Here is a 22,359-nt window from a genome sequence, read left to right as displayed (position 1 = left end):
GCGCAAGCAGATCAACGTGGCACGCGACATGCTCAAGCACTGGTGCACCTGCGTCATGCGTTCCAAGGTCGAACCCATGAAGGAGGTCGCCGCCATGGTCCGTCGCCACCTCGAGGGCATCGTCGCCTGGGCCCAGACCCGCCAGACCAACGGCTTCCTCGAAGCGCTCAACGGCCTGTTTCAGTCCGCCAAGCGCCGCGCTCGCGGCTTCACCCGCTTCACCACTATCAGAACCGTCATCTTCCTGATCGCCGGCAAGCTCGACTTCGCAGTGATCAACCCTCATGCCCGGCAACCCACTTGAAATTCAACAGAGCCAAATTTGAAGTTCACCCCCACTTCCACCACCTGGCCGTTGGGCAGCTTGTAAGCCTGCGGCAGCCCACCCCGCCCCGCTCGGCACCGCACCGGCTTGGTGTAGGCGGCCAGGATGGTGGTGGCTTTCTTGCGCAGGAAGCCGCCGGGTTTGTGGGTGGTCGTGGCGGTGCGCGTCTCCGCCGTCGCGGCAGGCGGCGAAGGGGTTCATGCCGAACTTGGCTGCGAATTTTTGCCCGTCTTCCGGGGTGAAGCGCTTCTGCACCATCAGGACGTCGCCGTTGGGCACTTCAAGTTTGAAGAAACGTTAGGGCATTTCATTCCAGAAGCAGGAAAAGCCTACTTCCACAGCCGCGGGTCGAAGGTGAAGGATTCCGGGTCGGCGATGACGAGCCTGCGGAAATCCGGGTGCGCGGGGTTCAGCAGGTAGTTGCTCTCCAAAGGCACCAGGACAGACGGAACCTGGAGGACGGCGCTGGTGCCGGTGGCGGCCCATCGAGTGCCGAGGGTCTGGGTGCTGTCGGGGGGCGGTTGCTGGCGCCAGTTGGGCGGCAGGCGTTCGGGGGTGAGTGATTCGACGGGTATGCCGCCGGGAATTTCAATGCGGAAGGATACGAAATCCAGCTTGGCGAAGGCGCGGGGCAGATGCACGAAGAGTTCCAGCGCCGCCAGGGCCAGGCTGGCGCTGGTGTAGACGAGGGGGGTGCCTTCGGCGTTCCAGCGGCCGCCGGCTTCCCGCGCGCCGATGCCGGTGAGGGCGGTGGCGATGTGCTTGCGCTTGCTGAGCCGCCAGACGACCAGGCTCACGAATAGACCGCGTGCTCGATGCGCTTGAGCAGGTTCTCCACTTCGCGGGTGCCGGCTTCGCTGGTGAGCAGTTCCATGGGGACGCGATTGTCCAGGCCGAGCTGGGGCGTGCGCAGCCAGTCCCGGGCGCTGTCTTCGTCCTCCAATACCTCCTCCGCCAGGGCGAATACGCGGGCCAGGCGGTAGAGCCGATCGCTGGCCAGCGGCGATAGGGGCTTTTCCGGATCCCCGCGCCAGCGGGCCAGGGTGCGGGCGTTGACGCCGATGAGTTCCGAGGCCTCGCTGTCATTGAGCTGGATCAGGTGCTTGATGGCGTCGAGGGCCGCGCGCGGAAAGCCGGCGTGGATGCGGTCGGCGAACTCCAGCGGGTTGTCAATTTCCCGGCCGAAAACGCGGACACCGCCCAGGAGCACGCTGATGCTGCGTTCATCGAACATGGCACGTCTCCTTTGGGTGATATTTGTCTTTATTATATTAGACAAATGTCAAAAGAGAAAGATGGGTTGCTGGGGCTGCGGGCTTGGCTGGCGCCGGCCCTTCTCACAGCTCCAGGCTGATGTCGGCGGCGTGGGTGAAGCGCTGGCCGTTCCAGTAGAGTTCCACGTATTTGAGGTGCTGCGCCTGGCGCAGGGCCTTGGGGCGGAAGACGGCGAAGGCGGCGTGGCCGGGGTGGCGCACGCTGTCGTAGCGCAGCAGGTCCACCCGGCCCCGCGCGTGGCGGGCCAGGGCTTGGCAGGGGGCGTAGTCCTCGCCGCGCAGCCAGGGCCAGGGCTGATCGAGGAGGTCGTAGGCGCTGCCCGCCAGGGTGGCGCCGATGCTGCGCATGGCCAGGGTCTGCGCCGGCTCGCTGGTGCTGGCGAGAAAGCGGGCAGCGTGGAAGGCGACTTCGCGCACGGCGGTCTCCTCGGCTTCGGCGCAGTAGTAGACGCCGAAGCTGCCGTCGCTGAAGCGGCTGCCGCGCGGGTTAAGGTGGGTGAAGGCGGCCATGACATAGGAGGCGCCCTCGCCGTAGACGCGCTCGTCCTTGGGCACCAGGACGATCTCGCCGCGCGCGTCGCGCATGCGCGGGTTGGTCAGGGCTTCCAGCTCGTAGAGCAGATCCCACTCCGCTGGGCTGACGTGCTCCAGATCGGCGAAGAGGTCGATGGCCGGGTGGGCGGTGGGCACCAGCCGGTAAGTGCGCAGGGGCCCGACCGGGATCGGCGCGAGCGCCTCCCACTCGGCGCTCACGTCCAGCCGCCGCGTTGGGCGTCGAGGTACTGGCGCACCAGGAAGAGATCGCTCACCTGCCCCGAGAGCATGCGCTCCAGGGCCGAGCGTCCGCCGAAGAGCGGCGCGTCGTTGGGCTTGCGCACCCAGGCGTAGACGGACTCGGGATGCCGGGCAAAGAGGATGCGCAGGGACTTGTGGATGCCGAGCAGGTAGGAGATGCGCTCCAGGGTATCGCGCGGCAGCGCGCCGGCCCGCCCCGCCTTCCAGTTGGCGTAGGTGGAGGTCGCGTCGATGCCCAGCAGGGTCATGGCTTCCTGGCGGGACAGGCGCCAGTGCTCGGCGATGTCGAAGAAGGCGCGCAGGGCGGCGTCGCTCAGGCGCTTGCGGTCGGCGGGCGAGGCGTGTGGAGCCGTGGGCATGGGGGACCCTCCGCTTTCATGTATTTGTATCTTTTAGATTATATAGTACAAATTTGCTCGGGCAAGTTCCGCGGCCGCGGGCGCGAAGCGGGATGCCGAACAGTGCCAAGCCCGGCACCGCCTTTATCGAACAAGCACTTGCGGCTATGATGAGCCACCCTGTGTTTTTCTGAGGCTTCGGCATGCAGATCGGCCCCTATCGCATCGATACCCCCGTGGTGCTGGCGCCCATGGCGGGCGTGACGGACCGGCCGTTTCGCGCGCTGTGCCGGCGGCTGGGCGCCGGAATGGCGGTGTCGGAGATGGTGACGTCGCAGGCCCATCTGTGGCACAGCGAAAAGACGCGCCGGCGCCTGGACCACGCCGGGGAGCCGGGGCCGCGCATCGTGCAGATCGCCGGGGCCGATCCGGCCATGCTGGCCGAGGCGGCGCGCTTCAACGCGGACCAGGGAGCGCAGGTCATCGACATCAACATGGGCTGCCCGGCCAAGAAGGTCTGCAACGTGATGGCGGGCTCGGCGCTGCTGCGCGACGAGGCGCTGGTGGGGCGCATCCTGGAGGCGGTGGTGGCGGCGGTGGACGTGCCGGTGACCCTGAAGATCCGCACCGGCTGGGACCCGGCGAGCCGCAACGGCGTCGCCATCGCGCGCATCGCCGAGGCGGCCGGCATCCAGTCGCTGGCGGTGCACGGGCGCACGCGCGCCTGCGCCTACCGGGGCGCGGCGGAGTACGACACCATCCGCGCCATCAAGCAGGCGGTGCGGATGCCGGTGATCGCCAACGGCGACATCACCACCCCCGAGCAGGCCCGGCAGGTGCTCGGTTACACCGGCGCCGACGCGGTGATGATCGGCCGTGCCGCCCAGGGGCGGCCGTGGGTCTTCCGCGAGATCGCCCACTATCTCGCCACCGGCGAACAGCTGCCCTCCCCCGCTCCCGCCGAGGTCCGCGCCATCCTGCTCGCGCATCTGGAGGACCTGTACGCCTTCTACGGCGAGCACACCGGCGTGCGCGTGGCGCGCAAGCACCTGTCCTGGTACAGCCAGGCCCAGGGCGATGCGGGCGGTTTTCGGGAGGTGGTGCTGCGCGTGGAGACGGCGCGGGAGCAGTTGGCCCTGGCCGAGGCCTATTTCGAGCGGTTGATGGCGGCGTGAATCGGTTTTCCCGCTTCCCATGGAGCAGGGCGGCAAGCAAGCGGGGTTGATCGTGAGCAAGCCCGCTCCTGCGGTCGAGTGCCCCGTCGCAATTGACGGGCCAATTTGGATTCCGCCGTCCAGGCGTGGCCCCGATGCCGCAGCCGCCCGCAGGAGCGGGCTTGCTCGCGATTGTTGTTCCGCCCGCCTAAAGCGGCGGTCGCGCGGGGGTGTAAGGGGAAGGCTCTGACGGAAAGATTCAGGGCCGGCGGCTCAGCGGCGCCCGCCGCGCGGGCCGCTGCCCATGCCTCCGCCCATGCCGGGACCCTGGAAGCCGCCGCTGCCCGGCTGCATCATGCCGCCTTGCCCCGGCGCCATGTTGCCCGGGCCCGGCATCATGCCCCCCTGGCCCGGGGTCGCGTTCTGCGGGCGGCCCAGGTATTTCTGCTGCTCTTCGGGAGTCATGCTGCGCAGGCGCTGCTGCCATTCCTGCTGGAAGGCGTTGCGCTCGGCCGCGGGGGCGTCGAGCATGCGGGCGCGCATGCGCGCCATCTCGTCGGTGGAATAGCCGCCGAAGTTCAGATAACGGCGCTGTTCCTCCTGGCTCATGCTGCGCACGCGGTTCTGCCATTCCTGCTGGAAAGCGTTGCGTTCGGTCTGCGGCAGGGTTTGCACCTGGCCGCGCATGTTGGCGAGCTCTTCCGTGGACATGCTGCGGTAGTCCGCGGCCCAGGCCGTGGACAGCGCCAGGGTGGAGCCCAGCATCAGGGTCAGCAAAGCGGTCTTTTTCATGGGGTTCTCCGTGCACTGGTTGTTATGCGGGCCGCCGCGGGCGGCCCTTACATGATCAACGGCTGTGGATAAAAAAGCGTTGACAGATCCCAGCTTAGGGATGATGCCTTGGACGGCTCAGCGGCGTCCCCGGCCGCCGCGTCCGGGCGCGCCGGTGAAGGGCTGGTGCTGCGGATCGAAGCCACCCTGCTGGTAGCGCTGCTCCGCCTCGACCTGGTAGCGGTTCCAGTTTTCGTCCCGGTAGCGCAGCAGGGGCGGCGGCAACTGGGCGGCGGCCACTCGATTCCAGGGGCCGTTGTAGCCGGGGCCGGCGTACCAGGCGCCCTGGACGTAGTAGTAATAGCTGCCGCCGTAGAAGAAGATGCGGTACGGCGTGCGGTAGGCCACGTAGAGGCCCAGTTCGGGCACCCAGACCATGAGCGGCGGCGCGGCCAGCGCCACGGCCGGCGGGCCGTAGCCGGGCGGCGGTGGCGGCGGGTAGACGGCGCAGGCGGTGCCCAGCAGGCCGAGGGCGGCCAGGCTGAAGGGGGCAAGCAGGCGGAAAGCATGGCGTGGCATAGGATCCTCCTGTGAGTGGAGCGGCGGCTTGAAGGCCGCCGCCAGGTCTCGCGAGTGGAAGGCGTCCGCAGGCGGCGCCCGGCATTTGGAGCCGGGCCGCGTTCCCGCGGTTCCTCCGGCCTGCGGCTCAGAACTGGTAGCTCAGGCCCAGCCGCACCGAGCCGTAGCTGTTGTCGTAGGTGTTGGCGGCGCCGCCCGGGGTCGGCGGCACCACCAGGGTGTACTTGTCGTAGTTGCTGTAAGTGTAGTCCAGGCGCATGTGGAAGTGCCGACTGACCGCCACCTCGATGCCGCCGCCGTGTTGGGCGCCGTCCTGGCTGTGGCTGTCCCGCAGCGTCATGACGCGCTCAAGGGCGCTTGGCGGGCGGCGGGGATCGGCGTAAGGTGTGGTGCTTGCCGGCACCGGCATTTCGAGGCGGAGGATTAACGTGGAAGATCTGCATGCCAACCTGCTGGAGCGCGTGGTGCTCGACACCCACGCGCTGCCCTGGGAGCCGAGCCCGAGCCCGGGCGTCCAGCGGCGGCGCCTGGACCGTCTGGGCGGCGAGTCGGGGCGGGCCACCTCCATCGTCCGCTATGACGCGGGCGCGGCCTTTCCGGCGCACGCCCACCCGGCCGGCGAGGAGATCCTGGTGCTCGACGGCGTCTTTTCCGACGAGCATGGCGACTACCCGGCCGGCACCTACCTGTTGAATCCACCCGGCACCCGCCACGCGCCCTTCACCCGCGACGGCTGCACCCTCTTCGTCAAGCTGCGCCAGCACGACGGACCCGAACGCCAGCAGGTGTGCCTGGATACCCAGGCGCTCGACTGGCTGCCGGGCGTGGCGCCGGGCCTGTCGGTCAAGCCGCTCTACAGCCAGGCCGGCTTTCCGGAGAACGTGGCGCTGGTGCGCTGGGCGCCGGGCACCGAGTTTCACCGCCACGTCCATCCGGGCGGCGAGGAGATCCTGGTGCTGGAGGGCGTGTTCGAGGACGAGCTGGGCAGCTACCCAGCCGGCACCTGGCTGCGCAACCCGCACATGAGCGTGCACACGCCCTTTTCGCGCGAGGGCTGCATCATCTACGTGAAGGTGGGCGGGCTCTAGGCGGCCTGTTCAAGCCGGCTTGAGCATGGCCAGGCGCAGCGACTGTCGTTCAAGCTGGCCTTCAACAGCGGTCGGCCTGGGACAGGCGATTCGGATGCCTCCGGCGGGTTGCCGTTCGCCGGAGGCGGTTTCGCTCAGGTCTCCTGGCGTTGCGGGCGGATCAGCAGTTCGCTGACGTCCACGTGGGGCGGCTGGGTGACGGCGTAGAAAATGGCGTTGGCGATGTCCTCGGCCTGCAGGATCTCCGCCTCCGGGGCGTAGAAGCCGCCGGGCCCGGTCACCGCCTGGCGCACGTCGGCGCTGCCGATGGACTGCGGCAGCTCGGTGGCCACCGCGCCCGGCTGGATGTCCGTGACCCGCAGGCCGTAATGCGTGCCCTCCTTGCGCAGGGTGTCGGAGATGGCGCGCACGGCGAACTTGGTGCCGCAGTAGACGGCGCCGCCGGGGAAGGTCACGCGCCCGGCCACGGAGCCCAGGTTGACGATGTGGCCGCGCCGGCGCCGCGCCATGCCGGGCAGCACGGCGTGGATGGCGTAGAGCAGGCCCTTGACGTTGACGTCGATCATGCGCTCCCACTCGTCGACGCGGCCCTCGAGCATGGGCGACAGCGGCATCAGGCCGGCGTTGTTGATGAGGATGTCCACCCCGCCCAGGTCCTCCAGCTCCTCGCCCAGCCGCGCCATGGCCTGGCGGTCGGCGACGTCCACCGGCTTGATGACGGCCTGGCCGCCGGCCTCCTGGATGGCCTGGGCCAGCGTCTGCAGGCGCTTTTCGCGCCGGGCCGACAGCACCACCTCCGCCCCGGCGGCGGCCAGGACCCGCGCGGTTGCCTCGCCGATGCCGCTCGATGCGCCGGTGACCCAGGCGCGCTTGCCGGACAGTTGCGTCATGATTCCCTCCTTGGCTCAGGCCGTCAGGTGTTCCACGTGGAACCGCATATGCTCTTCCATGAAGCTGGCGATGAAGTAGTAACTATGGTCGTAGCCCGGCTGGCGGCGCAGGATCAGCGCCTGGCCGGCGGCCTGGCAGGCGGCTTCGAAGCGTTCCGGCTTGAGCTGGGTCTCCAGGAACTGGTCGGCGGTGCCCTGGTCGATCAGGATCGGCGTGGGCAGTTGGGTGCCGCGCACCAGCTCGCTGGCGTCCCAGGCGCGCCAGGCGTCCCGGTCGGCGCCGAGATAGCCGGAAAACGCCTTCTCGCCCCAGGGGCTGTGCATGGGCGCGCCGATGGGCGCGAAGGCGGAAACGGAGCGGTAGCGCCCCGGGTTTTTCAGGGCGCAGACGAGGGCGCCGTGGCCGCCCATGGAGTGGCCGAAGATGCTCTGGCGCACCGGATCGGCCGGGAAGTGCTCGGCGACGAGGGCGGGCAGTTCGTCGGTGACGTAGCTGTACATGCGGTAGTGGGCGGACCAGGGGGCGGCGCTGGCATCCAGGTAGAAGCCGGCGCCGCTGCCGAAGTCCCAGTCATCATCCTCGCCGGGGATGCCGGTGTGGCGCGGACTGGTGTCGGGGGCGACCAGCAGGATGCCGTGCTCGGCGGCGTAGCGCTGGGCGCCGGCCTTGATCATGAAGGTCTCTTCGGTGCAGGTCAGGCCGGCCAGATAGTAGAGCACCGGCACCGGCCCGGCCGTCGCCTGCGGCGGCAGGTAGACGGCAAAGCGCATGGGCGCGTTGCAGCTTTGCGAGGGGTGGCGGCAGTAGCGCACCACCCCGCCGAAGCTTTTGTGCTCGGCCAGCAGTTCCAGTGCGGTGCTCATGCGCCCCTCCTAGAACGTGATGACGCTGCGGATGGACTCGCCCCGGTGCATGAGGTCGAAGGCATCGTTGATGCGTTCCAAGGGCATGACATGGGTGATCATGTCGTCGATATTGATCTTGCCCTCCATGTACCAGTCCACGATCTTGGGCACGTCGGTGCGGCCGCGGGCGCCGCCGAAGGCCGAGCCGCGCCAGTTGCGCCCGGTGACGAGCTGGAACGGGCGGGTGCTGATCTCCTCGCCGGCGCCGGCCACGCCGATGATGACGCTGGTGCCCCAGCCCTTGTGGCAGCACTCCAGCGCCTGGCGCATGAGCTTGACGTTGCCCACGCACTCGAAGCTGTAGTCGGCGCCGCCGCGGGTCAGGTCCACCAGGTAGGGCACCAGGTCCCCTTCCACCTCGTTGGGATTGACGAAGTGGGTCATGCCGAACTTCTCGGCCATGGCGCGCTTGGCCGGGTTGATGTCCACGCCCACGATCATGTCGGCGCCGACCATGCGCGCGCCCTGGATCACGTTGAGGCCGATGCCGCCCAGGCCGAAGACCACCACCTTGCTGCCCGGCTCCACCTTGGCGGTGTAGATCACTGCGCCGAGGCCGGTGGTGACGCCGCAGCCGATGTAGCAGACTTTGTCGAAGGGTGCGTCCTCGCGGATCTTGGCCACGGCGATCTCGGGCAGCACCGTGTAGTTGGCGAAGGTGGAGGTGCCCATGTAGTGGTGGATCATGCGGCCATCCAGGGAGAAGCGGCTGGTGCCGTCGGGCATGACGCCGCGTCCCTGGGTCGGGCGGATGGCCTGGCACAGGTTGGTTTTCGGGTTCAGGCAGTACTCGCACTCGCGGCACTCGGGCGTGTAGAGCGGAATGACGTGGTCGCCGGGCTTGACGGACCGGACCCCCGGCCCGACTTCGACCACCACGCCGGCGCCCTCGTGGCCGAGGATGGCCGGAAAGAGCCCTTCCGGGTCCGCGCCAGACAGGGTGTAGGCATCGGTGTGGCATACCCCGGTGGCCTTGATCTCGACCAGCACCTCGCCGGCTTTCGGACCTTCCAGGTGTACCGTTTCAATGCTGAGCGGCTTGCCGGCTTCAAAAGCCACGGCGGCGCGTACGTCCATGGGCGTCTCCTTGTCTCGCGTGCGGGGCGCATGGCCCCGGGAACAGTGGACGGCGTCGGCAGGTGGCCGGCGCCGGATGAAGGTTCTTGTAGAGCATATGCCGGGTCTTGTGAAGTATGCACTTTTTTGTAATATAACTACCTTCAGGATACCCAGTTACTTTTGGGTAAGTTTTGGGCCGTCACGCGAACACGATAAAGGCCCAAAAAGGGGGACTGCCATACCCCGGCTCCGCGCGGGTCGGGGATTTTTGACCATGGGCACGCGCTGAAATTCGGCGGGCCGCGGCGGCTGCCATGCCGGTGCTTTGCAAGGGGACCATTCATGCCTAAGGAAGGAGAGTACTGCGCCGTCGACGTCACCCTGCGGGTGGTCGGCGGGCGCTGGAAGGTGCTGATCCTGCAGGAGCTCTTCACCGGGACCAAGCGCTTTTCCGAATTGCGCCGCGCCATTCATGGCATCACCCAGAAGATGCTCACCCAGCAGCTGCGGGAGATGGAGGAGCACGGCATCGTGAACCGTCAGGTCTACCCCGAGGTGCCGCCCCGGGTCGAATACTCGCTCACGCCCCTGGGCGAGAGCCTGTGGCCGATCCTCATGGCCATGCATGACTGGGGCATGCGGCAATTGGAGGCGGTAGGACAGCCGGCCGCCTCTCCCTCCCCCGCCGCCTGCGGTCCGGTGCCGCTGCCGGCTGGCGGGGTGCGCGGCGCCCAGTGACGCCGTGCACGCGGACGCGCGCCGCTCGGCCCTTGCGGCACGGTGTTCCTTGTGGCAAGGTCGACGGCATCACTCCTGAAGCACAACAACTCCACCGTCGCCCATGAAAATGAGTCGCTTCCCCGATCCCATGGCGGCCCTCAATGCGCTCACCATCCGCTCGATGGTGTGGCTGAACGGCTTTGCCCACCTCATCATCGGCCTGGCCCTGGCGGTCACGGTGCTGATGTTCACCTGGCTTTTCTTCGACGACGTCTACGAGGCGCTGCGCTCGCATAACCTGGTGCACGGCTTCCTGCACGCCCTCGGCACTCTCATGGTGCTGTGGATCGTCAGCGCGCTGATCACCTCGGAGATCCGCTATCTGCGCGGCGGCAAGCTGGAAGTGACCACTTTCATCGAGGTGGCCATGGTGGTGGTGCTGCGCCGCTTCATCGTCATGCCGGTGCAGGAGGTGGTGCCCTCGATCAAGGAAGTGGCCCTGTGGATCGGCGCGGCGGTGCTGCTCGGGCTGATGTATCTGCTGGTGCGCTGGGGACAGCGCATGAGCGGGCCGGAGGAGGTGATGCCGGTGGCGGGGGATGAGTAATGGGCGATGGGCTGAGCGGGCGAGGCTCCAGGGTTGGGCGGGCTGGCCTGCGGGGAGTTGGGTGTCGGGGGTTGCCCGGCGGCAAGTTACTTTTCTTGCTTGCCCAAGAAAAGTAACCAAAAGAAGAGCCCCCGTTGTCCCGCTCTGCGTGGCGCGCCGGCGGGCCTGCGCGCACAAGGAACGTAGGAGCGGGCTGGCCCGCGATGGCTGGCCTATCGATACAGCGGATCGCGAGCAAGCTCGCCCCTGCGAGTCAGGATGCCAACCCGCCAGGCCTGGCGCGGCGCCGCAACCGCCCGGCATGCCCGCTCCCGCCGGGAGCGGGCCGATAGGGCGGGCGCCCGGGCCTTGCCCTTGGGCTGCGCCGCCGCGATGTTCGTGCGATTCCTATGCTTCGATGATCCGCAGGCATCAGCGGGAGAAGCGGGCTGCTTCGAGGATCGCGTAGCTGCCGGTGGCGTAGGCGATCATCTGCTCGTCGCAGTACACCTCCACGACCACGAATGCCAGCGTCTTGCCGCGCCTGAGGACCCGGGCGCGCGCTTCGAGATAGCGCCCTTGCGCCGGCTTCAGGTAGTTGATCTTGATCTCCGTGGTGACGCTCGTGCGGCCGGCGGGCAGCTTCGACATGGCGGCGTACCACCCCGTGTTGTCCGAGAGCGTCGAGATCACCCCGCCATGCACGAAGCCCAGGTGCTGCAGGTGCCAGGCTTCGATGTCCAGGCCCACGCGGGCGCGGCCCTCGCCGAGATCGACGAGCCGCGCGCCCATGTGCTCGAGAAAGGGAAGCGACACATCGAGCTCCCGTTTTTCCATGATCAACTCTCCGCTCCGAAAAATGCGCCGGAAGGAAGCGCGGCTTCAGGCCAGATCGTTCCCGGGCGGCGCGAGCGCGAGATCGGATGTCTCCGACCTCCCCTCCTCGCCCGCCAGCCCGGCATTGAACCAGGCGTCCAGGCCGCCTGCCAGCGGGCGCACCCGCTGGATACCACGGTCCATGAGGGCGCGGGCGACACGGGCGGCGGAGGCTTCGTTGGGGCAGGTGCAGTACAAGACGACCTCGCGCGCTGGCGAGAGCTGCGCCAGCGCATCGTCCAGCGCCGCCGGATCCACCGCCAGGGCGCCTGGGATGCGGCGCGGGTCCAGCTTGCGGGCGCCGGCCGAACGCACGTCCAGGATGACCGGCTCCGCGCCCTGCTGCAGCAGGCGCTGAAGCTCGTCCACGCTGATTCGCGCCATGCGCAGGGTCTCGTAGAAGCGGCGCCGCTGCCACCATTTGATGCCGATGAAGGCAAAAAGCAGCGCACCCAGCAGATCCAGAGCCACGGTGCCCAGGGTGGCTAGGTATTCGGCGGCCTCGTCGATCTGGGCATGGAGGACGAGCCCGGCGCCGATCCCCGCGCCCACCCACAAGGCGCTGCCGAGGCCGTCGAAAAGCAGGAAGGCCGTCGGGCGGACGCGCAGCGCGCCGGCCAGGGGCGGCGCGATGGTGGCGAGGCCGGGGATGAACTTGGCGATGACGATGGTGCCGGTGCCCCAGCGCTCGAAGGTGTTCTCGGTCTGGCGCACGCAGGAATCGGGCGACAGGGAGATACGGCAGAGCAGGCGCAGCACGTGATAGCCGTAGCGCCGGCCGGCGGCGAACCAGAAACAGTCGGCCAGCACGGCGGCCGTGAGGGCGACGGCGAAAACCGCCGGCGCGAAGAGCTGCCCCGCGGCGGCCAGGGCGCCGGTGACGATCAGGGTGGGAATGGCGGGCAGCGGCAGGCCGAGCTGGGTCAGCAGCACGTTGGCGAAGACCAGTGCCAGCCCATAATGAATGATCAGCTCATACAGCGCCTGCATCGAGACCTCCCTCCCCGCCTATTCTCCGTCCATTTCCAGACAAAGTCACGGCCCGAAGCGAGCACGGTCATGGGGCGCGGTGAAGTCGAGCAGCGGCCCCTTGGGGATGATGCCGGTGGGATTGATGTGCCGGTGGCTCTCGTAATAGTGGCGCTTGATGTGCTCCAGATTCACCGTCTCGGCCACGCCCGGCACCTGATAGAGGTCGCGCAGATAATTGGAGAGATTCGGGTAGTCGGCCAGGCGGCGCAGGTTGCACTTGAAGTGGCTGTAGTAGACGGCGTCGAAGCGCACCAGGGTGGTGAAAAGGCGCCAGTCCGCCTCGGTGAGCCGGCTGCCGAGCAGATAGCGGCCTGCGGCGAGACGCGCCTCCAGCTGATCCAGCGCGCCGAAGAGCTGGTCGAAGGCCGCCTCGTAGGCACCCTGCTCGGTGGCGAAGCCGCAGCGGTAGACGCCGTTGTTGACGTTGTCGTAGACGAAGGCGTTGACGGCGTCGATCTCGGCGCGCAACGGCGCCGGGTAGAAGTCGGTGCGCACATCGGTGAAGGCATCGAAGGCGCTGTTCAGCATGCGGATGATCTCGGCCGATTCGTTGCTGACGATGGTGCAGCGCTGCCGGTCCCAGAGCACCGGCACGGTGACGCGGCCGGTGTAGTCGGGCTGCGCCCGGGTGTAGACCTGGTGCAGGTAGTGGGCGCCGCCCTCGCTGTCCGGAATGCAGCCGGCCCGCTCGCTGAAGGCCCAGCCCTGGGCCGACATGACCGGATCGACGATGGAGATGGAGATCACGTCCTCCAGCTTTTTGAGCTTGCGGAAAATGAGGGCGCGGTGCGCCCAGGGGCAGGCCAGGGACACGTAGAGATGGTAGCGGCCCGCTTCGGCCTTGAAGCCGCTGTTGCCGTCGGCGGTGACGGTATGGTGGAAGGCGCTGGGCGGGCGCACGAAGGCGCCGCCGGTGGCCTGGGTGTCGTACCAGCCTTCCTGCCAGACGCCGTTCAGGAGATAACCAGCCATGAGGATCCTCTCTGTCTTTCCGGGGTTGCGATGGTGAGAGTCTAGTTGGGCAATTTTTGGGGGGAGTGGGTTCGGGGGCGGGGTTGTAGCCTGGGCTGCGCTTGCGGCTGAAGTTGGGTGCCGGGGGGTGCCCGGCGGCAACCGGCTTTGCCGCTCACTGCGTTCGCTCTCGCTGCGCTTGTTTTGCCGTTCGCTGCGCTCAGACAGGCGCTCGCTCTCCTCCCGCCGCCCCGGCGCGGCAAGGGGATGGGACAGCAAAGGCAACCCCTAACCCCGCTGCCGCCGCTGGCTGTAGGAGCGAGCTGGCTCGCGATAACGGTGCCGCTCGATCAACCCGATCGCGGGCAAGCCCGCTCCTACAGCCTGAGATGCCGGCTCGCCAGGGGTGGGCACGGCATCGCAGCCGCCCGGCATGCCCGCTCCCGCCGGGCGCGGGCAGGATGAGGGCCGATAGGGTGGGTGCCCGGCCATTACCCTTGGGCCGCACTGCCCTCTCCAGCCGTAGGAACGAGCTCACTCGCGATTGCTGGCCAATCTGTACAGCGGATCGCCGGCCAGCCCGCGCCGACAAGCCAGGATGCCAGCCCGTCAAGCTGGGCACAGCGCCCGCCGGCAAGCCTGTGGGCTGCTCTTGGCTGGCCAGCGGGTTGCTTTGCCGCAGGGTATCTTTGCCTGCCGCTCACCCGCCACGATTCACCCCTAAAACCCGACCGCCACCGCCCTCGCCTCCTCCAGCGCCTGCTCGCGGGCGTTGGCGGCGGTTTCGGGTTGGGCCAGGGTGGGTTCCACCAGGATGCTGCGGACGTCGGTGAAGCCGATGAAGCGCAGCCAGTTTTCCACGTAGGGCTTCTGGAAATCGAAGCCCTCGGCGCCGGTGCCCGCGCCGTAGGCGCCGCCGCGGGCGTGGATCACGGTGGCGGGCTTGCCGGTGACCAAGCCCTGGTAGCCTTCGCCGGGGGTGAAGCGGAAGGCCAGGCCGGGCTGGGTGACGACGTCGACCAGGTGCTTGAGCTTGTAGGGCACGCCGAAATTCCACATGGGCACGCTGATCAGGTACTTGTCGGCCCCGGCAAAGCGCGCGAAGAAGTCGGTGATGCGCTGCCAGGCCGCCGCCTGCTCCGGCGTGTGGGCCAGGCCGCGGGCGATGGCGTAGCGGGCGGCGATGGCGTCCTCGTCGAGGTCCGGCAGGTCCATGGACCATAGATCCCAGCTCTCGATCTCGTCTTGCGGGTTGGCTTGACGATAGTCGGCGAGGAAAGCCTCGGCCACGGCGATGGAGTGGGAGCGCGCCTTGCGCGGGGAAGCTTCGATGTACAGCAGTTTGGCCATGCGTAGTCCTCCAATCAAAATTCAGGGCAGATCGAAAAGCAGCACTTCGGCCGGCTCGCGGGCGATGAGGCGGATGCGGGTTTCCTCGCGGATGGCGGCGCCGTCGCCGGCCGCCAAGTGCACGCCGTCTTTCTCCACCGTGCCGCGGGCCACGTGCAGGTAGATCTGACGGCCCGGCGCGGCTTCGAGTTCAGCCGCTTCGCCGGCCGCCAGCACGGTCGCGTAGAGGCGGGCGTCCTGGTGGATGCGGACGGAGCCGTCGCGCCCATCGGGCGAGGCCAGCAGGCGGAAGCGGCCGCGCTTGTCGGCATCGGCAAAGCGCTTCTGTTCGTAACCAGGTTCGATGCCGCGGCGATCCGGCTCGATCCAGATCTGCAGGAAATGCACCGGCTCGCTTTGGGAGGCGTTGAACTCGCTGTGGACCACGCCGCGCCCCGCGCTCATGCGCTGCACGTCGCCGGGCCGGATCACCGAGCCGTTGCCCAGGCTGTCCTTGTGCTCCAGCGCACCTTCCAGCACGTAGCTGATGATCTCCATGTCGCGGTGCGGATGGGCCCCGAAGCCGGCCCCCGGCGCCACGCGGTCGTCGTTGATGACGCGCAGCCGGGAGACGCCCATGTGCGCGGGATCATGGTAGCCGGCAAAGGAAAAGCTGTGGCGGCTGTCCAGCCAGCCATGCTGGGAGCGGCCGCGCTCATGGGCCTTGCGCAGGGTGATCATGATGCCCTCCTTGCTGGAGCTTTCCAGGATGTTCACTGCGGTTGATCGATAGGGGTTATGATACGAGGGGGATTAGGTAACTGATAGCGAAGGTTTTTGGCAAAGTGGCTCAAAATTTTTGAATCCATGGGCTGGGCGATGCGGGGGTGCCGTCGTCGCTCTGAGATCTCGCAAAGTCGATGTTCCGGCCGGGTCGCGGTGTTTGTGTTCCACGTGGAACCGGGGGGCGTGGGTGCTGGGCGGCCAGGTCCATCAAGCCGGTGGCGGGTGCTGGCCGGCGCAATCCGTGGCCCGGGGCGCCGGCATGCCAGACGAGGCGTGCCAGTCTGACGCCATGGCAGGGATCCTTGCTGGACTACGCGCCGCCCTCCTGTACGCTAACGCGCGCAACGAGCAGTTCCGGGCTTTGTCTCTGCCTCTCCCGGCTGGTATACTGCGCTGCGACATGTAGACCATCCATCCTTTTCCTCTGCTGCTCCTGAGCGAGCGGCCCCGCATCCGGGCGGGCGCAAGCATTCTGCGCTGGCGCCCTGCTTTTCGACTCATCGGCAACACCACAGCCTTGAGATAGTCTGGGCCCCGCACCAGAGCACCATGGGCCGCATCGCGGCCCCGTGCGTCTGATCGTCGACGCGTTCCGCGGCCCAGCGGCATTGACAAGGAGAAAAAGAATGCAGTTTCAGCATGACTCCCCGAGCTCATTGCGCACGCGGAACCCCTCGGCAAGGCCGCAGGCGCCATCACTCGCCAAGGCGGGCCTGCCGCCGGTCCGGACGGCCGAATCCGTCTTCAAGCCACGATGCTGGACGCGCGGTTGCCGCCGTTTACGACATGAGAAAACGAGCAGGAGAGAAGCATGTTTGATCTGATAAGCAAAAACTCGCCCATCAATCTGAAGTCCGAAATCCTGTCTGGTCTCACCGTTGCGCTGGCATTGGTGCCGGAAGCCGTGGCCTTTGCCCTGATCGCGGGAGTACATCCGCTGGTCGGCCTCTACGCCGCCTTTCTGGTCGGTCTGATCACCGCCGCCATGGGCGGGCGTCCCGGCATGATCTCGGGTGCCACGGGTGCCCTGGCGGTGGTCATGGTGGCGTTGGTAGCTCAGCACGGGGTGGAATATCTGTTCGCTACCGTGGTGCTCATGGGTCTCTTTCAGATCCTGGCCGGCTTTCTCAAGATCGGCAGATTCATCCGCATGGTGCCCTATCCGGTGTTCCTGGGCTTTGTCAACGGCTTGGCAATCGTGATCTTCCTGGCGCAGCTGGAGCAGTTCAAGGTGCCCGGCGCCGACGGCAGCAAGGTCTGGATGCACGGCGCGGAGCTGGGATTGATGCTGGCACTGGTGGCGCTAACCATGGCCATTGCTTATTTCCTGCCGCGCCTGACGCGCGCCGTGCCCGCCTCGCTGGCTGCCATCGCCGCCGTCACTCTTCTGGTCCTTGGCCTGCAGCTCGACACCCGCACGGTGGGTGACCTGGCCTCCATCGCCGGCGGCCTGCCAGCTTTTCATATTCCCATGGTGCCGCTTGAGCTGGAAACGCTGTGGATCATCCTGCCCTATTCCCTGGTGCTGGCTGCCATCGGCCTGATCGAGTCCCTGCTCACCATGACCCTGATCGACGAGCTGACCGAGACCCGTGGTGATGGCAACCGTGTTTGTATTGGCCAGGGCGTGGCTAACACGGTCACCGGCTTTTTCGGCGGCATGGGCGGCTGCGCCATGGTCGGCCAGAGCATGATCAACGTGGAGTCCGGCGGCCGTGGCCGGCTGTCGGGTATCGTGGCCGCCCTTTTCCTGCTGGCTTTCGTCGTGCTGGCCTCGGATCTGATCGAAATGATTCCGCTGGCTGCCTTGGTGGGTGTCATGTTCATGGTGGTCATCGGTACCTTCGAGTGGGGCAGCCTGCGCCTCTTTTGCCGTGTGCCGCGCGCCGACATTTTCGTGGGCCTACTGGTGGCCGTGGTGACCGTGCTAACCGATCTTGCCATCGCCGTGATCACCGGCGTGATCGTTTCCGCGCTGGTCTTCGCTTGGGAGCACGCCAAACGCATCCGGGCCAAGGCCACCGTCGACGGGCAGGGTAGCAAGATTTACGAGTTGCACGGCACGCTGTTCTTTGGTTCGGTGCAGCATTTCCACGAGCTCTTCGACCCACGCAACGATCCCCGGAATGTAATCATTGATTTCCGGCATGCGCGCGTAGCCGACCATTCCGGCATCGAAGCTATCGATTCCCTGGCCGAGCGCTACGGAAAGGCCGATAAAACCTTGCATCTGCGCCACCTGAGCCACGAGTGTCGGCAGTTGCTGGCTAAGGCGGGCGATCTGGTGGAGGTAAACATTCTCGAAGACCCACGTTATGCCGTGAGCAGCGACAAGCCTGCTTAAGCGGAACGGAGCGCCGTCCTCCGCGTCCACGGCGTCGCCATGGAGTGTTCTTTCGCTGGTCCCGAAGCGCAGCGACTCTTCCTCATGGTGCTTGCATCCGGCGCTGGCTGGCCGGGCGTTGGGCGTTGCGCCGCCGATGCTGCCTGCCAATGTGCACCCTTTGCCACAGTGTGTTCAGGTGGGTGCCGGCGCATCGCGCGGTTTGGCTGCTGTGTCCACGTGGAATACGAAAAAGCCCCCGGGAGAGTCCGGGGGCTGGCCGGCGAGGTGCAGGCTGGTGGCCGTCAGCCGGCGGAGGCGGTCCCGCCGGTCTTGCGGCCGCGCGGCGCCTTGCCTGCGGCCGTGCTACGTTTGCCCGCCGCCTTTTTGGGGGTTGCCTTCGCGGTTTTGGCAACGGCTTTCGTGCCGGTTTTGGTACCCGCGCGGACGGCCTTGCCGGCGGCTTTGCCTTGGCCCTTGCCGCCTTCGGCTGCCTCTGCCGGGAGCACCGGCCGCGGCTTGGCCACGGCGGCGGCGATCTGCTCGGGCGTGGCGTCGGCCGGCACCCGGTAGCCGCAGCTCCGGTCCGGGCAGACCTTCTCCTCGCCCCAGCGCTTGGTGGTCTTCAGGGTCAGGATCTTGCCGCCGCATTTGGGGCAGGGCTCGGCCAGCGGCGGATCCCAGACGGCGTAGCTGCACGCCGGGTAGGTGCTGCAGGAGTAAAAGACTTTGCCGTAGCGGCTTTTCTTGGCCTGCAGCTCGCCCTTGCCGCAGGCGGGGCAGGCGACGCCGGTGCCCTGGGGTTTTTCCAGCGGCTCGATGTGCTTGCACTCGGGGTAGCCGCTGCAGGAGATGAACTTGCCGTAGCGCCCCAGCTTGTAGAGCAGCGGCTTGCCGCAGTCGGGGCAGTCGCGGCCGACCGGCTCGGGTTCGGCCTGCACCTCGCTCAGCAGCGGCCGGGCGTAGTCGCACTCCGGGTAGCCGGTGCAGGAGATGAAGCGCCCGCGCTTGCCGAGCTTGATGGCCAGCGGCTTGCCGCACTTGGGGCAGGCCTCCTCGATCACCTCGCTCGTCACCTCCGCCCGGCTCACGCTCTGGGCTTTCTCCTCCACCCGTTGGTGGAAGGGGTCCCAGAACTCGCGCATGAGCGGCACCCAGTCCTTCTCGCCGCGCGAGACGGCGTCCAGGTCGTCCTCCATCTGCGCGGTGAAGCCGTAATCCACGTAGCGGTCGAAGTGCTCCACCAGGAATTTGTTGACGACGCGGCCCACGTCGGTGGGATGGAAGCGCTTCTGCAGCAGCTCCACGTACTCGCGGTTGAGCAGGGTCTGAATGATGCTGGCGTAGGTGGAGGGCCGGCCGATGCCGTAGGCCTCAAGGGTCTTGACCAGGGTCGCTTCCGAGTAGCGGGGCGGCGGTTCGGTGAAGTGCTGCTCGGGACGGATGGCCCGCAGCGCCGGCCGGTCGCCTTCCTGCAGCGGCGGCAGGATGCGGCCGCCCTCCTCGGCCACGTCGTCCACGCCCTCCTGGTAGACGCTGATGAAGCCCGGGAAGGCGATGCTGGAGCCGTTGGCGCGCAGCAGCCAGTCCGCATCCGTGCCGAGGTCCACGGCCACGGTGTCGATCCTGGCCGGCGCCATCTGGCAGGCGACGGTGCGCTTCCAGATGAGTTCGTAGAGCTTCCACTGATCCGGCGCCAGCTGGCCGCGCAGTTCCTCGGGCAACCGCTGGACGCTGGTGGGGCGGATCGCCTCGTGGGCCTCCTGGGCGTTCTTGGCCTTGGTCTTGTAGACGCGCGGGCTGTCGGGCAGGTAGTCGGCGCCGTAGCGGCGCTGGATCAGGGCGCGGATCTCGCCGATCGCTTCCTGGGCCAGGTTGACGGCGTCGGTACGCATGTAGGTGATGAGGCCCACGGCGCCCTCGGCCAGGCTGACGCCCTCATAGAGCTGCTGGGCCACGCGCATGGTGCGGCTGGCGGAGAAACCCAGCTTGCGCGCCGCCTCCTGCTGCAGGGTGGAGGTGGTGAAGGGCGCGGCCGGCTGGCGGCTGCGCTGCTTCTTTTCCACCTTGAGCACGCGCAGCGGCGCGCGCTTGCAATCGGCCTCCAGCCGCTGGCGGATCATTTCGGCGCGGTCCGCGTCGGCAATGTCGAACTGCTCCAGCTTCTTGCCGTCCCATTGGATCAGCCGGGCCTCGAAGTCCTGGCCGGCGTGGCGCAGGTCCGCCTCGATGGTCCAGTACTCGCGCGTCTGGAAGGCCTCGATCTCCTGCTCGCGCTCGACGATCAGACGCAGGGCGGCGCTTTGCACGCGGCCGGCGGACAGCCCGGGGCGCACCTTGCGCCACAGCAGCGGCGACAGGTTGAAGCCCACCAGGTAGTCGAGCGCGCGGCGCGCCTGCTGGGCGTTGACCAGCTCCTGGGAGATGGCGCGCGGCTGCTGGATGGCCTGCTGGATGGCGTTCTTGGTGATTTCATGGAAGACCACCCGCTGCACCGGCTTGCTCTTGAGCAGGCCCTTGTCCTTCAGCAGCTCGGCCAGATGCCAGGAAATGGCCTCGCCCTCGCGATCCGGGTCGGTGGCGAGCAGCAGCTCGTCGGCCGCGCGCAGCGCCTTGGCGATCTCGTCCACGTGACGCTTGTTCTTGTCGATGATCTCGTAGCGCATGGCGAAATCGTGCGCCGGATCGACCGCCCCTTCCTTGGGCACCAGATCGCGCACATGGCCGTAGGAGGCCAGCACCTTGTAGTCCGGCCCCAGATACTTGTTGATGGTTTTGGCTTTGGCCGGCGATTCGACCACCACCAGACGTTTGCTCATGGTTGCTACCCTGCAATGCAGAACGGCGGCCGATCCGGAGAGCGGCCGCCGTTGAAAGGAAGAAAAGCGGATTCAGTGCAGATAGCCGCGCGACTCATCGAAGATCAACTCTTCCATCCAGACGTAGGCCTCCTCGCGGCCGGGCTGGTTGAACAGCACCATGAGGATGACCCATTTGAGCTGCTCCAGATCGATTTCGTCGCTATCCAGCGCCATGACGCGATCGATGATGGTCTCGCGCAGGTGCTGGTCGATGACCCCGGTCTGCTCCAGGAAAATGAGGAAACCCTGGCATTCCAGGCCCAGCTTGCGGTTTTCCACGGAGCTGTAGTGACGCAGGGCAAAGCCCGTGTTCTGGCCCAGGCGCATGGGCGCACTCTGCATTTCCGCCAGGCCCTCGATCCAGGTCAGGGCCTTGTTGATGTCCGACTGCGGGAAGCCCGCCGCGTGGAGCTCCGCCTCGATGCTCTCCTGATCGGGGGCGTCCGCCTCGTCTTCGTCCATATAATTCTCGAAGAGATACATTAGGATATCCAGGACGTTCTCTTTCATGTGCGGACCCTCCAGGTTGAGTCTATGCTGCGGTGCGACAAGGTGAAGCAAAGAAGGTGTGGCATGGCCTTGCTCCCCAAGGGGAGCAAGCTCTAGGCGCCCCGTGGCACACGGCAGTAGCGCCCTCCGGGGCAGCTGGCGACCCAACCGTCCAACTCCATGTTTAGAAGCATGGCGGAAACCCTGTCGGGCGTCAATCCACTGTGCTTGACGATCAGATCAAAGGGCTGAGGATCATAAGCTAAGACCCCCAGCAGTTGTGCTTGTTCCGGGTCCGTCGGCGCCGCCGTGGCCGCAGCGGCCGGGCCGTTCCCGACGGCGGCCTGCAGGGCCCCGTGCAGGGGGCCGAGCTCCTCCAGGACGTCCTGGGCGGTCTCCACCAGCTTGGCGCCTTCGCGCAGCAGCTTGTGCGGCCCGCGGCTCAGGGGCGAGTGGATGGAGCCGGGGATGGCGAAGACCTCGCGCCCCTGCTCCGCCGCCAAGCGGGCGGTGATGAGCGAGCCGCTCTGCAGGGCCGCCTCCACCACCAGCACGCCGTAGCTCAACCCGCTGATGATGCGGTTGCGCTGGGGAAATTGGCTGGCCCGCACCGGCGTGCCCGGCGGGTAGTCGCTGATCAGCAGGCCGGTGGCGGCGATCTGCCGGGCCAGTTCATGGTGCTGGCGCGGATAGATGCGATCCGGACCGGTGCCCATGACCGCGATGGTGCGGCCCGAGCCGGCCAGGGCGCCGCGGTGGGCGGCGGCATCGATGCCGGCGGCCAGGCCGCTGACGATGCTCAGGCCCGCCAGGCTCAGGTGCTCGGCAAAGGCCTGGGCCGTGGCCGCGCCGCTCGGCGTGGGGCTGCGGCTGCCCACCACGCCCAGCATGGGACTGCCGAGCAGCTCGCGCCGGCCGCGCAGATACAGCACCACCGGGGCGTCCGGCACTTCGCGCAGCAGCGGCGGATAGTCCGGATCGTTCCAGGTGAGCACCTCGGTGTCGGCCTGCGCCAGCCAGGCGCGATCGTCCTCGGTCAGCAGGGCCGCCGGACCGCCCTGCAGGGCCTCCAGCGTCTTGCCGCCCAGCCCGGCCGCCCGCCAGGCGCCGCTGCCCGCCGCAAAAAGCCGTGCCGGCTCGTCGAACTGGGCCAGCAGCGCCAGCCGGCCGCGCTGTCCCACCCCGGGCAGGCGGTTGAAGGCGAGCCAGTCGGCCAAGGCCATGAGG

At 67.5% G+C, this 22,359-nt stretch carries 24 protein-coding genes; 6 read left to right on the top strand and 18 right to left on the bottom strand.

What is annotated here, in order from left to right; genetic code table 11:
* On the top strand, positions 1-304 hold a 304-nt coding region (locus G579_RS0108885), incomplete at its 5' end, for a transposase (protein WP_028989906.1).
* 350 nt (positions 305-654) lie between these two features.
* Here G579_RS0108885 and G579_RS0108880 read toward each other — a convergent pair.
* The 4 genes from G579_RS0108880 to G579_RS0108865 all read right to left on the bottom strand — a co-directional run bounded on the left by G579_RS0108880 (position 655) and on the right by G579_RS0108865 (position 2,753).
* Positions 655-1,122: an RES family NAD+ phosphorylase gene (locus G579_RS0108880; RefSeq protein WP_028989905.1), complete on the bottom strand. Its 468-nt coding sequence runs from the start codon at positions 1,120-1,122 to the stop codon at positions 655-657.
* On the bottom strand, positions 1,119-1,559 hold the full coding sequence (parS, locus tag G579_RS16755) for a type II RES/Xre toxin-antitoxin system antitoxin (protein ID WP_051181272.1): 441 nt from the start codon (positions 1,557-1,559) through the stop codon (positions 1,119-1,121). The genes G579_RS0108880 and parS overlap by 4 nt, the downstream gene beginning before the upstream one ends.
* A 103-nt stretch (positions 1,560-1,662) precedes the next feature.
* Positions 1,663-2,352, bottom strand: coding sequence for an RES family NAD+ phosphorylase (locus tag G579_RS0108870; RefSeq protein ID WP_081662687.1), 690 nt, complete (start codon positions 2,350-2,352; stop codon positions 1,663-1,665).
* Complete coding sequence (locus G579_RS0108865; RefSeq protein WP_028989903.1) at positions 2,349-2,753, bottom strand: MbcA/ParS/Xre antitoxin family protein; 405 nt, start codon at positions 2,751-2,753, stop codon at positions 2,349-2,351. The genes G579_RS0108870 and G579_RS0108865 overlap by 4 nt, the downstream gene beginning before the upstream one ends.
* 182 nt (positions 2,754-2,935) lie before the next feature.
* On the opposite strand from G579_RS0108865, the gene dusB reads away from it, so the two are divergent.
* The gene (gene dusB / locus G579_RS0108860; protein WP_028989902.1) at positions 2,936-3,907 is read left to right on the top strand and encodes a tRNA dihydrouridine synthase DusB; all 972 of its coding nucleotides are present in this window, start codon (positions 2,936-2,938) and stop codon (positions 3,905-3,907) included.
* 252 nt (positions 3,908-4,159) lie between these two features.
* Here the strand turns inward: dusB and G579_RS0108855 are convergent, their stop codons facing one another.
* From G579_RS0108855 to G579_RS0108845, 3 genes are all read right to left on the bottom strand, one after another.
* Complete coding sequence (locus tag G579_RS0108855; RefSeq protein ID WP_028989901.1) at positions 4,160-4,678, bottom strand: DUF1104 domain-containing protein; 519 nt, start codon at positions 4,676-4,678, stop codon at positions 4,160-4,162.
* A gap of 117 nt (positions 4,679-4,795) precedes the next feature.
* Positions 4,796-5,236 (bottom strand): hypothetical protein, encoded by a 441-nt coding sequence (locus G579_RS18280; RefSeq protein ID WP_051181270.1) that lies wholly within the window; start codon positions 5,234-5,236, stop codon positions 4,796-4,798.
* Positions 5,237-5,363: 127 nt separating this feature from the next.
* Positions 5,364-5,576: an outer membrane protein gene (locus G579_RS0108845; RefSeq protein ID WP_028989900.1), complete on the bottom strand. Its 213-nt coding sequence runs from the start codon at positions 5,574-5,576 to the stop codon at positions 5,364-5,366.
* An 88-nt stretch (positions 5,577-5,664) separates the two neighbouring features.
* On the opposite strand from G579_RS0108845, the gene G579_RS0108840 reads away from it, so the two are divergent.
* Complete coding sequence (locus G579_RS0108840; protein WP_230973830.1) at positions 5,665-6,324, top strand: cupin domain-containing protein; 660 nt, start codon at positions 5,665-5,667, stop codon at positions 6,322-6,324.
* A 134-nt stretch (positions 6,325-6,458) separates the two neighbouring features.
* On the opposite strand, the gene G579_RS0108835 is transcribed toward G579_RS0108840, so the two are convergent.
* The 3 genes from G579_RS0108835 to G579_RS0108825 are packed head-to-tail and all read right to left on the bottom strand — an operon-like array spanning position 6,459 to position 9,197.
* The gene (locus G579_RS0108835; RefSeq protein WP_028989898.1) at positions 6,459-7,214 is read right to left on the bottom strand and encodes an SDR family oxidoreductase; all 756 of its coding nucleotides are present in this window, start codon (positions 7,212-7,214) and stop codon (positions 6,459-6,461) included.
* 15 nt (positions 7,215-7,229) lie between these two features.
* Positions 7,230-8,078 carry an S-formylglutathione hydrolase gene (gene fghA / locus G579_RS0108830; RefSeq protein WP_028989897.1) on the bottom strand — a complete coding sequence of 283 codons (849 nt, stop codon included), beginning with the start codon at positions 8,076-8,078 and terminating at the stop codon, positions 7,230-7,232.
* A 9-nt stretch (positions 8,079-8,087) separates the two neighbouring features.
* A complete protein-coding gene (locus tag G579_RS0108825; protein ID WP_028989896.1) occupies positions 8,088-9,197 on the bottom strand; it encodes an S-(hydroxymethyl)glutathione dehydrogenase/class III alcohol dehydrogenase in 1,110 nt (369 codons plus the stop codon).
* Between the two features lie 324 nt (positions 9,198-9,521).
* Here G579_RS0108825 and G579_RS16745 point away from each other — a divergent pair, with 324 nt between their 5' ends.
* Both G579_RS16745 and G579_RS19605 read left to right on the top strand, forming a co-directional pair.
* Positions 9,522-9,917 (top strand): winged helix-turn-helix transcriptional regulator, encoded by a 396-nt coding sequence (locus G579_RS16745; protein ID WP_081662686.1) that lies wholly within the window; start codon positions 9,522-9,524, stop codon positions 9,915-9,917.
* 109 nt (positions 9,918-10,026) lie between these two features.
* Positions 10,027-10,506 carry a phosphate-starvation-inducible PsiE family protein gene (locus G579_RS19605; RefSeq protein ID WP_211218697.1) on the top strand — a complete coding sequence of 160 codons (480 nt, stop codon included), beginning with the start codon at positions 10,027-10,029 and terminating at the stop codon, positions 10,504-10,506.
* A gap of 411 nt (positions 10,507-10,917) precedes the next feature.
* Here the strand turns inward: G579_RS19605 and G579_RS0108810 are convergent, their stop codons facing one another.
* The 5 genes from G579_RS0108810 to G579_RS0108790 form a co-directional block, all read right to left on the bottom strand.
* A complete protein-coding gene (locus G579_RS0108810) occupies positions 10,918-11,301 on the bottom strand; it encodes a PaaI family thioesterase (RefSeq protein ID WP_211218696.1) in 384 nt (127 codons plus the stop codon).
* 66 nt (positions 11,302-11,367) lie between these two features.
* Positions 11,368-12,351 (bottom strand): DedA family protein/thiosulfate sulfurtransferase GlpE, encoded by a 984-nt coding sequence (locus G579_RS16735; protein WP_051181266.1) that lies wholly within the window; start codon positions 12,349-12,351, stop codon positions 11,368-11,370.
* A 45-nt stretch (positions 12,352-12,396) separates the two neighbouring features.
* Complete coding sequence (locus G579_RS0108800) at positions 12,397-13,365, bottom strand: glutathione S-transferase family protein (RefSeq protein WP_038019111.1); 969 nt, start codon at positions 13,363-13,365, stop codon at positions 12,397-12,399.
* A 699-nt stretch (positions 13,366-14,064) separates the two neighbouring features.
* The gene (locus G579_RS0108795; protein WP_028989893.1) at positions 14,065-14,694 is read right to left on the bottom strand and encodes an FMN-dependent NADH-azoreductase; all 630 of its coding nucleotides are present in this window, start codon (positions 14,692-14,694) and stop codon (positions 14,065-14,067) included.
* A gap of 21 nt (positions 14,695-14,715) precedes the next feature.
* Positions 14,716-15,414, bottom strand: coding sequence for a pirin family protein (locus G579_RS0108790; protein WP_028989892.1), 699 nt, complete (start codon positions 15,412-15,414; stop codon positions 14,716-14,718).
* Between the two features lie 856 nt (positions 15,415-16,270).
* Here G579_RS0108790 and G579_RS0108785 point away from each other — a divergent pair.
* Entirely contained in the window at positions 16,271-17,803 is a 1,533-nt protein-coding gene (locus tag G579_RS0108785; RefSeq protein ID WP_028989891.1) for a SulP family inorganic anion transporter, read from the top strand.
* A 284-nt stretch (positions 17,804-18,087) separates the two neighbouring features.
* Here the strand turns inward: G579_RS0108785 and topA are convergent, their stop codons facing one another.
* The 3 genes from topA to dprA all read right to left on the bottom strand — a co-directional run bounded on the left by topA (position 18,088) and on the right by dprA (position 22,355).
* The gene (topA, locus tag G579_RS0108780) at positions 18,088-20,601 is read right to left on the bottom strand and encodes a type I DNA topoisomerase (RefSeq protein ID WP_028989890.1); all 2,514 of its coding nucleotides are present in this window, start codon (positions 20,599-20,601) and stop codon (positions 18,088-18,090) included.
* Positions 20,602-20,673: 72 nt separating this feature from the next.
* Positions 20,674-21,153 (bottom strand): DUF494 family protein, encoded by a 480-nt coding sequence (locus G579_RS0108775; RefSeq protein ID WP_028989889.1) that lies wholly within the window; start codon positions 21,151-21,153, stop codon positions 20,674-20,676.
* Between the two features lie 92 nt (positions 21,154-21,245).
* Positions 21,246-22,355 (bottom strand): DNA-processing protein DprA, encoded by a 1,110-nt coding sequence (gene dprA / locus G579_RS0108765; RefSeq protein ID WP_028989888.1) that lies wholly within the window; start codon positions 22,353-22,355, stop codon positions 21,246-21,248.
* Between the last annotated feature and the right edge of the window lie 4 nt (positions 22,356-22,359).

The sequence above is a fragment of the Thermithiobacillus tepidarius DSM 3134 genome, from assembly GCF_000423825.1.
GTDB classification, from domain to species: Bacteria; Pseudomonadota; Gammaproteobacteria; order Acidithiobacillales; family Thermithiobacillaceae; genus Thermithiobacillus; species Thermithiobacillus tepidarius.
The sequence above is the reverse complement of the archived record's forward strand: the minus strand, read 5'-3'. Positions and strand labels throughout refer to the sequence as shown.

Bases quoted from the DNA above. Each gene is read 5' to 3' on its own strand.
- parS (WP_051181272.1), bottom strand. From the start codon at position 1,559: ATGTTCGATGAACGCAGCATCAGCGTGCTCCTGGGCGGTGTCCGCGTT.
- G579_RS0108865 (WP_028989903.1), bottom strand. From the start codon at position 2,753: ATGCCCACGGCTCCACACGCCTCGCCCGCCGACCGCAAGCGCCTGAGC.
- dusB (WP_028989902.1), top strand. From the start codon at position 2,936: ATGCAGATCGGCCCCTATCGCATCGATACCCCCGTGGTGCTGGCGCCC.
- G579_RS0108855 (WP_028989901.1), bottom strand. From the start codon at position 4,678: ATGAAAAAGACCGCTTTGCTGACCCTGATGCTGGGCTCCACCCTGGCG.
- G579_RS18280 (WP_051181270.1), bottom strand. From the start codon at position 5,236: ATGCCACGCCATGCTTTCCGCCTGCTTGCCCCCTTCAGCCTGGCCGCC.
- G579_RS0108845 (WP_028989900.1), bottom strand. From the start codon at position 5,576: ATGACGCTGCGGGACAGCCACAGCCAGGACGGCGCCCAACACGGCGGC.
- G579_RS0108835 (WP_028989898.1), bottom strand. From the start codon at position 7,214: ATGACGCAACTGTCCGGCAAGCGCGCCTGGGTCACCGGCGCATCGAGC.
- fghA (WP_028989897.1), bottom strand. From the start codon at position 8,078: ATGAGCACCGCACTGGAACTGCTGGCCGAGCACAAAAGCTTCGGCGGG.
- G579_RS0108825 (WP_028989896.1), bottom strand. From the start codon at position 9,197: ATGGACGTACGCGCCGCCGTGGCTTTTGAAGCCGGCAAGCCGCTCAGC.
- G579_RS16745 (WP_081662686.1), top strand. From the start codon at position 9,522: ATGCCTAAGGAAGGAGAGTACTGCGCCGTCGACGTCACCCTGCGGGTG.
- G579_RS19605 (WP_211218697.1), top strand. From the start codon at position 10,027: ATGAGTCGCTTCCCCGATCCCATGGCGGCCCTCAATGCGCTCACCATC.
- G579_RS16735 (WP_051181266.1), bottom strand. From the start codon at position 12,351: ATGCAGGCGCTGTATGAGCTGATCATTCATTATGGGCTGGCACTGGTC.
- G579_RS0108800 (WP_038019111.1), bottom strand. From the start codon at position 13,365: ATGGCTGGTTATCTCCTGAACGGCGTCTGGCAGGAAGGCTGGTACGAC.
- G579_RS0108795 (WP_028989893.1), bottom strand. From the start codon at position 14,694: ATGGCCAAACTGCTGTACATCGAAGCTTCCCCGCGCAAGGCGCGCTCC.
- G579_RS0108790 (WP_028989892.1), bottom strand. From the start codon at position 15,414: ATGATCACCCTGCGCAAGGCCCATGAGCGCGGCCGCTCCCAGCATGGC.
- G579_RS0108785 (WP_028989891.1), top strand. From the start codon at position 16,271: ATGTTTGATCTGATAAGCAAAAACTCGCCCATCAATCTGAAGTCCGAA.
- topA (WP_028989890.1), bottom strand. From the start codon at position 20,601: ATGAGCAAACGTCTGGTGGTGGTCGAATCGCCGGCCAAAGCCAAAACC.
- G579_RS0108775 (WP_028989889.1), bottom strand. From the start codon at position 21,153: ATGAAAGAGAACGTCCTGGATATCCTAATGTATCTCTTCGAGAATTAT.
- dprA (WP_028989888.1), bottom strand. From the start codon at position 22,355: ATGGCCTTGGCCGACTGGCTCGCCTTCAACCGCCTGCCCGGGGTGGGA.